Consider the following 13,083-nt stretch of genomic DNA (forward strand, 5'->3'; position numbering starts at 1 on the left):
CGGGCGGCATTATGGTCGCCCGGATGCCACGACTACAACTTGATACGCTCGACCTTGCCCACCAGCAAGATGTAGGAAAGCGCACCGATCAACGCCAGAACCGAGATATAGGTGATCGCCGGGGCAAAGGAATCACCGCTGGCGAGGAAACCGATGACGATGGGCGTGGCGATGGCCGACAGGTTGCCGATGAAATTGAACACCCCACCGGTCAATCCCAGCAATCGCGCCGGAGCCAGCGTCGACACCAGCGACCAGGTGATCGACGCCAGGCCATTGCCGAAGAAGGCCAACGCCAGGAATGCAATCACCAGCGGCGTCGACTCGACGAAGTTGGCGCCGATGATCGAGGTGGAAATCAGCAAGCCGCTGATGATCGGCAACTTGCGGGCGAACCCCACGCTGTAGCCGCGACGGATCAGGAAGTCCGAGAAGAACCCGGAACACAGCACGCCGACGAACGCCGCGAGAAACGGCAGCGATGCCAACAGGCCGGACTTGATAAAGTCCATGCCGCGGTATTTCACCAGGTAGGTCGGGAACCACGTCAGAAAAAACCACAGCGTCGAGTTGAGGCAGAACTGGCCGAGATAGATGCCCCAGAGTTTGCGTTTGCTCAGGACAATGCCGAGGTCGGTCCAGCTGAATTTGGCCTTGACCTTGGCTTGTTCGGCCTGGATATCCACCAGCCCGCCGCCTTCGCGGATCAGTTCGATTTCGGCTTCGTTCGCCCCCTTGAAATCACGCGGCTCGCGGTACACCGCGTACCAGATCACCGCCCAGAGAATGCCCACCGCACCGGTGGCGACGAATACCATGTGCCAACCGAATTCGTGCTGAAGCCAGGCCAGTACCGGCGTCAGGAACGCGAGGCCGACAAACTGCCCGGAGGTGTAGAAGCCGATGGCCGTGGCGCGTTCACGTTCCGGGAACCAAGTGGTGACTACGCGGCTGTTGATCGGATAGGCCGGGGCTTCGAGGGCACCGACGGCCATGCGCAGGACGAACAGCGCAATGAAGCTGCCGGCGAACCCGAGCATCACCGTGGCGATCGACCACAGCAGCAATGCAGCGGTGTAGAGGATGCGCGGCGGAACGCGGTCCACCAGCCAGCCGCCGGGGATTTGCATGGCGGCATAGGTCCAGCCGAATGCGGAGAAAATCAGCCCGACGTGGATCGGGTCGATACCCAGGTCGCTGGTCAGCGCCGGGGCGGCGATCGACAGGTTGCTGCGGTCCAGGTAGTTGATCACCACCGTGATGAACAGCAGCACCATGATGAAAAAACGCTTACGGCTGGGCGCCGCCAACGACGCCTGCCCGGTGAGGGTTTGCGGTTGCATGGGGAGTGCCTCTTTTTATGTTTATTGAGGTCGTTCTAAAGACTGACGCTAACCCTGTAGGAGCTGGCTTGCCGGCGATGGCGGCATCACATCCGGCATTGATGTGACTGACAGGACGCTATCGCTGGCAAGCCAGCTCCTACAGGGGATTTGTCGTGGGTCAGAGATCTCTCACCACTCGGCAAAGCTGCCATCGGCATGGCGCCAGATCGGGTTGCGCCAGCGGTGGCCGACGGCGGCGCGTTCGATCACGTATTCCTCGTTGATCTCGATGCCCAGGCCCGGGCCGTTCGGGATCTTCACGAAGCCTTTGTCGTAGTCGAACACCCGTGGGTCTTTGATGTAGTCGAGCAGGTCGTTGCTCTCGTTGTAATGGATGCCCAGGCTCTGCTCCTGAATGAACGCGTTGTAGCAAACCGCGTCCAGTTGCAGGCACGCCGCCAGGGCAATCGGACCCAGCGGGCAATGCAGCGCCAGCGCCACGTCGTAAGCTTCGGCCATGTTGGCGATCTTGCGGGTTTCGGTGATGCCACCCGCGTGGGACGCATCCGGCTGGATGATGTCGACGTAGCCTTCGCTGAGCACGCGCTTGAAATCCCAGCGCGAAAACAGGCGCTCACCGAGGGCAATCGGCGTGCTGGTCAGCGGTGCCAGTTCTTTCAGTGCTTCATAGTTTTCGCTGAGCACCGGCTCTTCGATGAACATCAGTTTGTAGGGGTCGAGCTCCTTCATCAGCACCTTGGCCATCGGCTTGTGCACCCGGCCATGGAAGTCGACACCAATGCCGACATTCGGGCCGACCGCGTCACGCACGGCGGCAACGTTGGCCAGGGCCAGGTCGACCTTGTCGAAGGTATCGAGGAACTGCAGCTCTTCGGTGCCGTTCATTTTTACTGCTGTGAAACCACGGCTGACGGCTTCTTTCGCCGCCCGCGCGGTGTCCGCCGGACGGTCGCCGCCGATCCACGAATAGACACGAATCTTGTCCCGCACCTGACCACCAAGCAGGTCGCTGACCGACACGCCCAACGCCTTGCCCTTGATGTCCCACAAGGCCTGGTCGATACCGGCCAGGGCGCTCATGTGAATCGCACCGCCACGGTAGAAGCCACCGCGATAAAGCACGGTCCAGATGTCTTCGATGTTGCGCGGGTCCTTGCCGATCAGGTAATCGGACAATTCTTCAACGGCAGCAGCCACGGTGTGGGCGCGGCCTTCGACGACGGGCTCGCCCCAACCGGTTACGCCTTCGTCGGTTTCAACCTTGAGGAAGCACCAGCGTGGCGGAACGATGAAAGTGGTCAGTTTGGTGATTTTCATCTGTTTGTCTCTCTTATTGGATGCAGCGCTCGCAGCGCCAAAAAAGTCTTAGCGAAGGGCCTTCCAGGCAGCGACGTAGGCCTTGGCATTGGCCGCCACTTGCTCGGCTGTCATGCCCGGTTTGAACAGGCCCGAACCGAGGCCGAAACCTTTGACGCCGGCGTCGATAAACGCCTGCATGTTGTCCGGGGTGATCCCGCCGACAGGTACCAGAACGGTTCCAGCCGGCAACACCGCGAGCCAGGCTTTGACGACCGCCGGCCCCATCTGCTCGGCCGGGAACATCTTCAGCACATCGGCGCCTTCAGCCAGTGCCGCGAACGCCTCGGTCGGTGTAGCCACGCCCGGTGACAGGAACAACCCGGCTGCTTTCGCTGCGCGCAGGACTTTCGGGTCGCTGTGGGGCATGACGATCACCTGGCCGCCCGCCGCTTTCACCTGTTCGACCTGTGCCGGGCTCAACACCGTCCCCGCACCGATCAGGCAATCGGCGGGCAAGGCATCGCGCAGGATGCGAATGCTTTCGTACGGCACAGGAGAGTTGAGCGGGACTTCGATAACGCGAAAACCGGCGGCGTACAGGACTTCCCCGATGGCCGCCGCTTCTTGCGGATGCAAGCCGCGCAGGATCGCGATCAGACCGTTTTGCGCCAGTGCTTGTTTGAGCATGTCAGGACTCCAGTCAGGTTTAACGGATTGGGTTGGGCCGGATCAGCCCGGCAGCCAGCGCCAGTTGCCACAACCCGCGTTCAGTGGCCTGCTCGGCCAGAGACACCTTGGTAAAGCCGCAAGCGTCGAGGGCACGGCTGTAACGGGTGCAGAGTTGGGAATTGCCGATGAGGATGATCGCCGGCAGATGAACGCTGTTGCGCCGACGACGCTGAACGGAGGCCAGGGCCGACAGCTCATGGCCGATCAGCAGGCCGGACAGGTAATCCGGTTGCGCCGCAGCGCTCAGTTCGCCGGTCAATCCGAGGCTGCGGGCGCTGAACAGGGTCGACAGCACGCCGATGTCACCGTCCGCCGACAGCGCGACCTGGACACCACGATCAAACGCCTCGCCATCGAACGAACCGCCGCGCTGTTGGGTGCGCCCCAGAATGCTGTGTTCGCTGAGCACGGCGAAGACTTCGCCGGTCATGAAGGTATCGAAATGCACGATGCAGCCATCGCTCACTTCCACCCATTTCGAATGGCTGCCCGGCAGGCCGATCAACAGGTCAGCGCCCGCCTCGCCCGCGAGGGTTTGCAGGACACCGAGGACTTGAGTCTCTTCGCCGCGCATCACGTTCGGCAGGTGCGAACGTTGAATCACACCCGGCACGATATACACATCGACGCCACGCAGGCTGCGCACGGTTTGCAGGGAGGTTCCGAGATTGGCAACGTTGGCCGGCGTATCGCGGTAGGCCGCTTCGCGCCAGCCCTGGGCGCTGCCGACCATGCCGCAGGCGATCACCGGCAGATCGGGCTGAGCATCGAGCCAGTCTGCGCAGGCCTCGTCGAAAGCCAGCTCAAAACCGTCGGTGCATTCACGACCGTTGATGATTCGTGGCGCCTTGGGCAACTGCATGATCCCCGACGACAGCGAACGCTGTTCGAGAACCTGGCCACCTTCGGCAAGTTTGTAAGCACGTAATGAGGTTGTCCCCCAATCGAGCGCGATCAATTGCGCCAGCATCGCTTCACCTGTTTTGTTTTTTGGCAGTGAGTGAGCTGGACTATAAACCCTCGCGAGGCGAAATCTCAATATATAAATATCACTCCCATATATTGGGATGCACTTGAGTCAGGCAAAAAAAATCGCAGAGGTCGATTTCTGCGATATTGATAAAGCAACGGTAGGAGCCAGCCCTAAAGCGCTACGTTGCTTTCGAGCCTGCCATCGCTGGCAAGCCAGCTCCTACAGAATGGGTTTACAGCGAACTGTCACGGTTCAATTTCCGTCTGCGAACTCGCGAAGTACCTTGCCGTCCATGCGATAGCGAACCCACTCTTCCTGCGGTTGCGCGCCCAGGGATTTATAAAAATCGATGGCCGGCGTGTTCCATTCCAGCACGCTCCACTCAAACCGCCCGCAATCATTGGCGCAGGCGATTTTCGCCAGGTGCCGCAGCAGGGTTTTACCGGCACCGCCGCCGCGTTGTTCCGGGGTGATGTAGAGGTCTTCGAGGTAAAGGCAGTTGCTGCCCAGCCACGTGGAGTAACTGAAAAAGAACACCGCGAAGCCGATCGGCAAACCCTCGCGCAGGCAGATCAGGCCATGGGCCGTGGCGCCTTCGCTGAACAGGCTGCGCTCGATGTCGGTGACGCTGGCGATGACTTCATGGCGGGCACGTTCGTAGTCGGCCAGTTCAGTGATGAACGCGAGGATTTGCGGCGCATCACTGGGGGTTGCCGGGCGGATTTCGATCGTCATGGACATGCCTTGTCAGAGGTTGAAAACGCCATACTAAGTCGCCGCGCGTTCGATATCTATTGGGACGGCTTCGCAGTCCAGCGGCAGCAAGCTGCCTCGCCACAAAAGACCTTGCAGCGAACCTGAACCGTTCGTCGTTCATCAGGCACCAATTCAAAACAAGGGCGGACCAACATCAGGTAAGGACTCTAAATCAATGGAGACACCCCCATGATCTCGACCCGGTTGACCGCCCTCGCCTTCGCTGCCCTGCTTTCCCCGCTTGCCATCGCTGCGACCACCGCGTCCGGCACCGGCCCGACCAATCCGGTCGAAGCGCCCAAGTCCCCCGCCATCCAGAGCGCCCCCGGCATGAACACCAACGGCACGGGCGTTGACAATAGCCTGCCGCCGTCCACCGGCACCGACCCGCGAACTCAAGGTAACGACATGGGCCGTCAGGGCGGCCTCAACGTGCCGGACACCAAAACGCCAGACAACGCCGGCCCTGGCATGGACTCGAAAACCACGACCGGTGGTTCGGGTTCAGAAGGCGGTGCCAGCCAGTAATTCTCCGCAGTACCTACCCATCATCATGAAGTCCATCACCATGAAGAGGTAACCATGAACGTCGATAAAAACCTGGAAAAAGAAGTCCTGACCCGCCTGCTGCACGCCCACCCAAGCGGCCTGGGCAAGGAGGTCCTGGACAATTACCGGGGGGAGAAAGTCGTGGCCAGCACCCTCGCCACGTTGCAGGAGCGCGGTTTGATCCAGCACGGCAATGTGCAGTGCAATGAAGCCGGCGAACATTCATTGAATCTGCCCATCAAGCTCAGCGCCGCCGGGGTTGAGGCGGCACGCAAGCTGGATGCCTGAGGGCGATGACATTCCCGGGCATGCGTCCGGGATTTGTGTTGAAGCTGATTGACCTATCGCGAGCAAGCTCGCTCCCACAAGGAATTTGTGTGGTACACAGAACCTCTGTAGGAGCTAGCTTGCTCGCGATAGCGGCGGATCAGTCGCCGAAAGTCTTACCCATCAACGCATCCACCTCAGCAGTCCCGGGCGAGGTCGCCGGCCCCCAGCGAGTCACCGCCAACGCCGCGGCCGCATTGGCCCGACGCGCCGCGTCAAACGCCGACAAGCCCTGCGCCAATCCCGCGACGAACACGCCCGCATGGGCATCACCGGCCCCGTTACTGTCCACAGCCTCAACCTTGAATCCCGGCACATGACTGCGCTCAGAACCCTGGCTGATCCAGCACCCTTGCGGCCCGTCACGCACCACCATCAGCACATCGCGCGGCAGATATCCGACCAGTCGATCCAATGCCTGAGCGATGTCCGTCGCGCCGGTAATCTTCAACGCCTCGACGCTGTTGCTGGTCCACACGTTGATGCGCGGCAGTAACGCCTGCATCAACGGCGCATCCGGGGAATCCACCAGCGGGCCCGGATCGAAGACCACGTTGACGCCTGCCGGCAGCGTCAGTACCCAGTCAACCAACGGTTGCGCCTTGCCCACGTGCAGCAGGCTGTAGCCGCTGACGTAGACATAGTCGCCCGCCTCGGCCGAGACGCTGGCCAGATCCTCTGCGCTTAATTCACCCTCGGCGCCTATGTAGGAGACGAAGCTACGCTCAGCAGAAGCATCGGTGATTGCAACGCACAAACCGGTATCACGCTCGGCGGGATCGGCGATGCCGATGTGAATACCTTGCGCGTTCATCGCGTCACGGGCCAGATCACCAAAACGCCCGCTGCCGTGGCGACCGAGATACACCACCGGCAACCCGTTGCGCTGCGCGGCGGCCATCACATTGAAACCGCCGCCGGCTTCGAAACTGGCGGATTGCGCCAGCACATCGCCCCCGGCTTGCGGCAGTTTATCCACGGCCATGACCAGGTCGATGATGACCTGGCCGGTGTGCAACATCTTAGGCATGAGCATTCTCGGTCAACCCAGCGCGACGGTCCTTCGCCCCACCGAGTACACAGTAGATCCCGCCGGCCACCACAAAAGTCACGATCCAGCCGAGGCCGTTATGGCCCAGCCACGAGTCGGAGAGGAAGCCCTTGAACCAGACGTTCTCTGCCGTGGTGCCGATGGTGGTGAAGCTGAAACCCAACACGATGGCAATGGCCCACGCACCGAATGCACGCCATTCCACGCCGCCGCGATACCAATAGGCGCTGCTCGGGCTGACGTCCAACAGATCCTTGGGGCTGTAGTAGTGACGGTGAATCAAGTCGACCACGAAGATCCCGACCCACGCCGTGATCGGCACGGCCAGCAGGGAAATAAAGGTGATGAACGGGCCGTAGAAACTGTCGGCGATCAGCATGAAGTAGATCGAACCGGCAAAGATCGCGACGATGTCGACCACCACCGCGTAGACGCGCTTGACCTTGAGGCCGAGGGTCAGCGTGGTCAAGCCGGCGGAGTACACCGACAAGTTGTTCGACAGCAACAGGCCACCGAAGGCGGTGATCAGGTACGGCACGGCCATCCACGTCGGCAACATGTCGCGGATCGCGATGATCGGGTCAGTGGCCTGGGCCAGGTCGTTGTTGCCCACCGACAGCAGGCCCCCGAGGGTGATCAGCAGCACCAGCGGAATCCCCGCGCCGAAGGCCGCCGAGGCCACCAGGCGCACGGCCTTGACGCTGCGGTGCTGATAGCGCGACATGTCCGCGCCGGCGTTGGCCCAACCGATCCCGGTGCCGGCCGCCATGGTGCCGATGCCGATGATCATCGCGCTAATCGGTGCAGGCGTCGCGTTGAACACCGCGCTCCAGTCGATGGTCGCGCAGAGGAACCCGCCGACCAGAATGTTCAGCGCACCGAACACGTAGGTGGCCCACTTCTGGATCACCAGCAATGTGGCGTGACCCAGGCCGGACACCGACAACGTCAACAGTACGAAAATCGCGATGAACACCAGGGTCAGCAGCGGTGCACTTTTCGCTTCCACCGGCGAGCCGAACAGGATCGAGCACAGCGACAGCAGCACGAATGCCGCGGTGGTGGTGTTGACGGTTTCCCAGCCCAGACGCGACATCAGCGACACCAGGGTCGGACCGATATTGCCACGTACGCCGAAGATCGCCCGTGACAGGGTCAGGCTCGGCGCACGGCCACGACGACCGGCAATGGAGATGATCCCGACCACCGCGAAAGAGCCGGCGGCACCGAGGATCGCGACGATGACTGCCTGCCAGATCGCCAGCCCGCGAAAGGCCACGAGGGTCGCGCCCAGGGGCAGGCCGAGGATGGAAATGTTGGCGGCGAACCAGACCCAGAACAGTTGCAGCGGATGGCCGTTGCACTCGGATTCCGGCACCGGTTCGATGCCGCGGGTTTCCAGTTGCCCGGCACTTTGCCCGGCGTTTGATGAACTCATGAAAATGCTCCTGTTGCCATTTTTGTGGTTGTGGCAATGACGCAAAACGATAAGACATGTGTGGCGAGGAACCTGCGACAGTCGTGAGGCAGGCACACCGAGTCGTCAGCGTTTACGACTGCTGCGCAGCCGGGCGGGAGCAAGCTCCCTCGCCACGGGAAATCGGATCGACCCGAAAATCAGCGCAGCGTCAGCAGCTGCTGCACCAAGGGCTCCAGCTCAAGATCGTTCACCGCCTTGACAGTGTCGATCATCTCCACAGGCCAACTCTCAAGACCCAGACAGGCCCCGAGCATCGCGCCCAGGATCGCCGCGATGGTGTCAGTATCGCCACCCAGGCTCGCCGCCATGCAGAGCGCCTCGAAGGCATTCATTTCACCGATGGCCACTTGCTGGGCCAGGGCAAACGACACCACCACCGACTCCTGCGAAGCCACTGACGTGCCGATCACGTCGTACATCAAGTCGGCCAGTAATGCCTTGTCGCTGTCGACGCTGATAGTCCGCGCCCAACTGATGCGCGACGCAATGCGTCCACCGGCTACCCAGTGGCCATGGGTTTCGGCTTGCTGGGCGATGTGCTGACCGAGGTTCAACGCTTCGCCCAGGTCCATGCCGTTGATCCCGGCGGACACCACCGCCGCCACTGCCGCCGCACTGGAAATACCCAGCGTGGTGTTGTGGGTGACCTGGCAGGCCTGCACCACCGCTGCAATGAAACGCTGCGGATCGGCAACATTCGCTGCGATCCCCACTGGCGTAATGCGCATCGCCGCACCGTTGGTGGTGCCGTAGCGCCCCGCCTCTTGCGGTGAATGGCCGGCGAGGATCATCTCGATGGCGCGTTTGGTCGAGGGCCCGAGCAGATCCTGCGAGCCCTTGGCCTGCATTACGGCTTCCCATTCGATCAAACGCTGGGCGAGGACCGACGGTTCGATCTTGCCTTCGCCATCAATCAGCAACTGGCCGACCAGGATGGCTTGTTCGGTGTCGTCGGTGATCGAGCCTTTGGGCATGTTCGCGGCGATCGGTTGATCGGGGCCGGCATCTTCGAGGTCAGTGATGTCGCCAAAGCGCGCCTGAATTTCAGCGCGGCTTAACGATTGGGTCGGCATGCCCAGGGCATCGCCCAGGGCCAGGCCATAGAACGCGCCCAAGGCACGATCGAGCGCGGTCATTTTGAAGTTCCAAATTGCAGGTGCAGACGAAAATGCACAGGGTCGAGCAAACTTTCCACTTGCTCCATGAAGCGGTTTTGCCGGTCGTAGGTTGTACGCAAGGCCTTGAGGAAAACCGTGCCGACCGGACGTCCCAGCAGCTCGGCGTCCTGTTCACTCAACGGTTCGGCGCCGATCCATTGATCGCCACGCTCGCCGATGTAGCCGTAGGCCGCCAGGGTGATGGTCAGGGAGTTGTCGATCAGCCCCACGCGCGGCAGGCTTTCCAGGCCTCCGGTAGCGGGCATCAACGAGCGTTCGAGGGACACCAGCGTACCGTCGTTGGAACGGCGACGACGGTCGAGGGTGATGAACTGCTCGGTGCCGAAGCGCGACAGCAAGTCGGGACGGGTCACCGCCTCCAGCCGCAGCACTTCGGTATTGACCAGCGCCCCGCTGTCGGCGAGGGCCTGGGCCCAGCCGCTGCGCTGGTCGAGCACCACACCGTCGAATGTGACGATGGAACCCACCCCGCTTTGCGTCGCGATGTAGTTGCGCCGTTTCAATTCGGCCAGGGCTTCACGCAAAGTGCCTCGGCTGACTTTGAATTCTTGAGCCAACTGATGCTCGCCCGGCAACTGAAAGCCGTCCTCCAGGAGGCCGCTTTCGATGCGCCGGATGAGCTCGTCGACCACCCGTTGTTTCTTGTCAAATCGAACCTGTCTAATCATGTACAAAGTGATAACCGAAAGTGGATGAAACGAGCAAGAAATATTTATGGGGAGGTGACGGAAGGAGGAATCATTGTGGCGAGGGAGCTTGCTCCCGCTGGGCAGCGAAGCGGCCCCAAATCCTCTGTTTTGATCGAGGAATTTGCGAGTGCTGCGCACTCGAGCGGGAGCAAGCTCCCTCGCCACAAAGGTGGGTGTCAGCGCTGTTTCAGTCGGTCGATGACCACCGCCAACAGCAGAATCGAACCGCGAATCACGTACTGGTAAAACGTGTCGATGTTCTTCAGGTTCATCGCGTTCTCGATAATCGCCAGAATCAGCACCCCGGCGATCACATGCCGGATCATGCCGATCCCGCCGCTCAACGAGACCCCGCCGAGCACGCACGCCGAGATCACCGTCAGCTCGAAACCCTGGCCGATCATGGGCTGGCCGGAGGTCATGCGCGAGGCGAGGATCACCCCGGCCAACGCACCGATCACACCGTGCACGGCGAAGATGATGATCTTGGTCCGGTCTACGTTGACCCCGGCCAGCAGCGCCGCTTCCTGGTTGCCGCCGATGGCCATAGTGTTGCGCCCGTAGGTGGTGTAGTTGAGCAACCAGCCGAAGAACAGGAAGCAGACGATGGTAATCAGGATCGGCACCGGCACGCCGAACAACTGACCGTTGCCGAAGACGAAGAACGATTCCTGGGACACGCCCACCGCTTTGCCGTTGGCGAAGATGTAAGCCAGGCCGCGCACGATCTGCATGGTCGCCAGCGTGGTAATCAACGCATTGACCCGCAGCTTGGCGATCACGATACCGTTGATCAGGCCGACGATCAGGCCCATCACCAACGCCGCGCCGACGCCGAGCAACACGCTGTCGGTGTCACGCATCACCACCGCCGCGACGACCCCGGCGCAGGCAATCACCGAGCCCACCGACAAGTCGAAATGCCCGGACGCCAGGCAGTACAACATGGTGCACGCCGCGATCCCCGTGGTTGAAATCGCCAACCCCAGCCCCCGCATGTTCAGGGGTGACAGGAAGTTGTCGATCAGCAAGGTACAGGCGACAAAAATGCCGACAGCCGCCAGCAGCATCACCCAGTCATCGAGAAAGCGCCGCAGGTCCAGTGGTTTGCGCGCAGTCGGCAGGGTTTCGTTTTGGGTTGTCATCATAGTCACCTCTCAGTTCGCCACGCCGTCAGCGCGTTGGCGCGGCAAAGCCAGTTGCAGCAGGTTGGATTCATTGGCCTGTTCGCGGCTCAGCTCGCCACGCAGCGCGCCTTCGCACAGCACCAGGATGCGGTCGGAAATGCCCATCACTTCCATCAGGTCGCTCGACACCACGATCACGGCGATGCCATCCGCCGCCAGGTTGTGGATGATCTGGTAGATCTCGGCCTTGGCGCCGATGTCGATGCCACGGGTAGGCTCATCGAGCAGCAGGACTTTCATCGGCATCGACAGCCAGCGACCAAGAATGGCCTTCTGTTGATTGCCGCCGGACAGGTACATGATTTTTTGCGCCGCGCTGGGCGTCTTCACTTTCAGCGCCTTGATCTGCTTGTCGGCGTTACCCTTTTCCCATAGGCCGCGCAACAGGCAACCGAAGGTGGAATGAGCGCCGCGGGCGCTGATGTTGATGTTCTCGGCGACGCTGGAGAGCGGCATGATGCCCTCCTTTTTGCGGTCTTCGGGGCAGAGCAGAATCCCCGCCGAAATTGCATCGCGAGGTGATCGTAATTTCAGCTCATGACCGCGCAAATGCAGGCGCCCGGCCGTGTTGCGTTCCAGGCCGCTGAGCATGCGGAACAATTCCGTGCGCCCCGCTCCGACCAGGCCGAACAGGCCAAGGATCTCGCCTTTGTGCGCTTCGAAACTCACCGGCTCGCGCAGGCCTGGCCCGAGCAGGCCATCGACCTTCAACGCCACCGCACCACGGGGCCGCGAGCGATAATCGTAGATGTCCTGGATGTCGCGGCCGACCATGCACGTGACCAGTTGATCGTGGGTCAGCTCGCTCATGTCTTCGAAGGTGCGCACATAACGGCCGTCCTTGAACACCGTCACTGCGTTGCAGATGCGGAACACTTCTTCCATGCGATGGGAAACGTAGAGCACCACTTTGCCTTCATCGCGCAGACGGCCGATGATCGTCATCAAACGATCGATCTCCCGCGCCGACAGGCTGCTGGTGGGTTCGTCGAAAGCAATCACATGGGCGCCACGGGACAACGCCTTGGCGATTTCCACCAGTTGCCGTTGGCCAAGGGACAGACGCCCGACCTTCTCCTGCGGATCGATTTCATCGGCCAGGCCCTTGAGGCAGGCCAACGCTTGCTGGCGCAGGGTGCCGCGATTGATCAGGCCGAAACTGGCCGGCAGATGGCCGAGAAACAGGTTTTCCGCCACGGTCATTTCCGGCACCAGGTGCAGCTCCTGGTGGATCACCGCGACGCCACTGCCGATGCTGTCGGCCGTGGACTTGAACGCCATCGTCCGCTCACCGATCTGCAGATCGCCGCTGCTCGGCACGTAAGCGCCGCCGAGGATTTTAAGGAGCGTCGACTTGCCGGCACCGTTCTCGCCCATCAAGGCGTGAACCTGCCCCGGATGGGCAACGAAATTGATATTGTCCAGCGCCTTCACCCCGGGAAAGGTCTTGCCGATCCCGTTGAAGCGCAAGCTGCCGCCTGCATTGTGTTGTACTTGTGTTTGCGCGTGCATAGCCCAC

At 61.4% G+C, this 13,083-nt stretch carries 13 protein-coding genes; 2 read left to right on the forward strand and 11 right to left on the reverse strand.

Annotated features, from left to right (window positions below; all coding sequences use genetic code 11):
* Window positions 1–32 precede the first annotated feature (32 nt).
* The 5 genes from KHO07_RS20550 to KHO07_RS20570 form a co-directional block, all read right to left on the reverse strand.
* Entirely contained in the window at window positions 33–1,343 is a 1,311-nt protein-coding gene (locus tag KHO07_RS20550) for an MFS transporter (protein WP_150732361.1), read from the reverse strand.
* Between the two features lie 171 nt (window positions 1,344–1,514).
* Window positions 1,515–2,663, reverse strand: a complete 1,149-nt coding sequence (gene dgoD, locus KHO07_RS20555) for a galactonate dehydratase (RefSeq protein WP_212625351.1) — start codon at window positions 2,661–2,663, stop codon at window positions 1,515–1,517.
* A 48-nt stretch (window positions 2,664–2,711) separates the two neighbouring features.
* A complete protein-coding gene (locus KHO07_RS20560) occupies window positions 2,712–3,332 on the reverse strand; it encodes a 2-dehydro-3-deoxy-6-phosphogalactonate aldolase (RefSeq protein WP_150732359.1) in 621 nt (206 codons plus the stop codon).
* Between the two features lie 19 nt (window positions 3,333–3,351).
* A complete protein-coding gene (locus KHO07_RS20565) occupies window positions 3,352–4,344 on the reverse strand; it encodes a 2-dehydro-3-deoxygalactonokinase (protein ID WP_212625352.1) in 993 nt (330 codons plus the stop codon).
* A 255-nt stretch (window positions 4,345–4,599) separates the two neighbouring features.
* Window positions 4,600–5,082 (reverse strand): GNAT family N-acetyltransferase, encoded by a 483-nt coding sequence (locus tag KHO07_RS20570; protein ID WP_150732357.1) that lies wholly within the window; start codon window positions 5,080–5,082, stop codon window positions 4,600–4,602.
* Window positions 5,083–5,292: 210 nt separating this feature from the next.
* On the opposite strand from KHO07_RS20570, the gene KHO07_RS20575 reads away from it, so the two are divergent.
* Window positions 5,293–5,631, forward strand: a complete 339-nt coding sequence (locus KHO07_RS20575; protein ID WP_212625353.1) for a hypothetical protein — start codon at window positions 5,293–5,295, stop codon at window positions 5,629–5,631.
* A 54-nt stretch (window positions 5,632–5,685) separates the two neighbouring features.
* Window positions 5,686–5,940: a hypothetical protein gene (locus KHO07_RS20580; RefSeq protein WP_075947394.1), complete on the forward strand. Its 255-nt coding sequence runs from the start codon at window positions 5,686–5,688 to the stop codon at window positions 5,938–5,940.
* Window positions 5,941–6,079: 139 nt separating this feature from the next.
* Here the strand turns inward: KHO07_RS20580 and KHO07_RS20585 are convergent, their stop codons facing one another.
* The 6 genes from KHO07_RS20585 to araG form a co-directional block, all read right to left on the reverse strand.
* Window positions 6,080–7,009: a PfkB family carbohydrate kinase gene (locus KHO07_RS20585; protein WP_212625354.1), complete on the reverse strand. Its 930-nt coding sequence runs from the start codon at window positions 7,007–7,009 to the stop codon at window positions 6,080–6,082.
* The gene (locus KHO07_RS20590) at window positions 7,002–8,468 is read right to left on the reverse strand and encodes a cytosine permease (RefSeq protein WP_212625355.1); all 1,467 of its coding nucleotides are present in this window, start codon (window positions 8,466–8,468) and stop codon (window positions 7,002–7,004) included. Before KHO07_RS20590 ends, KHO07_RS20585 begins: the two co-directional genes overlap by 8 nt.
* A gap of 179 nt (window positions 8,469–8,647) precedes the next feature.
* Entirely contained in the window at window positions 8,648–9,646 is a 999-nt protein-coding gene (locus KHO07_RS20595; protein WP_150732353.1) for an ADP-ribosylglycohydrolase family protein, read from the reverse strand.
* Window positions 9,643–10,356 (reverse strand): GntR family transcriptional regulator, encoded by a 714-nt coding sequence (locus tag KHO07_RS20600; protein WP_212625356.1) that lies wholly within the window; start codon window positions 10,354–10,356, stop codon window positions 9,643–9,645. Before KHO07_RS20600 ends, KHO07_RS20595 begins: the two co-directional genes overlap by 4 nt.
* 197 nt (window positions 10,357–10,553) lie before the next feature.
* The gene (gene araH, locus KHO07_RS20605) at window positions 10,554–11,522 is read right to left on the reverse strand and encodes an L-arabinose ABC transporter permease AraH (RefSeq protein WP_150732351.1); all 969 of its coding nucleotides are present in this window, start codon (window positions 11,520–11,522) and stop codon (window positions 10,554–10,556) included.
* Between the two features lie 12 nt (window positions 11,523–11,534).
* Window positions 11,535–13,076 carry an L-arabinose ABC transporter ATP-binding protein AraG gene (araG, locus tag KHO07_RS20610; protein ID WP_212625357.1) on the reverse strand — a complete coding sequence of 514 codons (1,542 nt, stop codon included), beginning with the start codon at window positions 13,074–13,076 and terminating at the stop codon, window positions 11,535–11,537.
* Window positions 13,077–13,083 lie beyond the last annotated feature (7 nt).

The organism is Pseudomonas sp. PP3 (assembly GCF_905336995.1).
Lineage (GTDB): Bacteria > Pseudomonadota > Gammaproteobacteria > Pseudomonadales > Pseudomonadaceae > Aquipseudomonas > Aquipseudomonas reinekei.

Excerpts from the sequence above, each read along its gene's own strand:
- KHO07_RS20550 (WP_150732361.1), bottom strand. The coding sequence starts at position 1,343 with ATGCAACCGCAAACCCTCACCGGGCAGGCGTCGTTGGCGGCGCCCAGC.
- dgoD (WP_212625351.1), bottom strand. The coding sequence starts at position 2,663 with ATGAAAATCACCAAACTGACCACTTTCATCGTTCCGCCACGCTGGTGC.
- KHO07_RS20560 (WP_150732359.1), bottom strand. The coding sequence starts at position 3,332 with ATGCTCAAACAAGCACTGGCGCAAAACGGTCTGATCGCGATCCTGCGC.
- KHO07_RS20565 (WP_212625352.1), bottom strand. The coding sequence starts at position 4,344 with ATGCTGGCGCAATTGATCGCGCTCGATTGGGGGACAACCTCATTACGT.
- KHO07_RS20570 (WP_150732357.1), bottom strand. The coding sequence starts at position 5,082 with ATGACGATCGAAATCCGCCCGGCAACCCCCAGTGATGCGCCGCAAATC.
- KHO07_RS20575 (WP_212625353.1), top strand. The coding sequence starts at position 5,293 with ATGATCTCGACCCGGTTGACCGCCCTCGCCTTCGCTGCCCTGCTTTCC.
- KHO07_RS20580 (WP_075947394.1), top strand. The coding sequence starts at position 5,686 with ATGAACGTCGATAAAAACCTGGAAAAAGAAGTCCTGACCCGCCTGCTG.
- KHO07_RS20585 (WP_212625354.1), bottom strand. The coding sequence starts at position 7,009 with ATGCCTAAGATGTTGCACACCGGCCAGGTCATCATCGACCTGGTCATG.
- KHO07_RS20590 (WP_212625355.1), bottom strand. The coding sequence starts at position 8,468 with ATGAGTTCATCAAACGCCGGGCAAAGTGCCGGGCAACTGGAAACCCGC.
- KHO07_RS20595 (WP_150732353.1), bottom strand. The coding sequence starts at position 9,646 with ATGACCGCGCTCGATCGTGCCTTGGGCGCGTTCTATGGCCTGGCCCTG.
- KHO07_RS20600 (WP_212625356.1), bottom strand. The coding sequence starts at position 10,356 with ATGATTAGACAGGTTCGATTTGACAAGAAACAACGGGTGGTCGACGAG.
- araH (WP_150732351.1), bottom strand. The coding sequence starts at position 11,522 with ATGACAACCCAAAACGAAACCCTGCCGACTGCGCGCAAACCACTGGAC.
- araG (WP_212625357.1), bottom strand. The coding sequence starts at position 13,076 with ATGCACGCGCAAACACAAGTACAACACAATGCAGGCGGCAGCTTGCGC.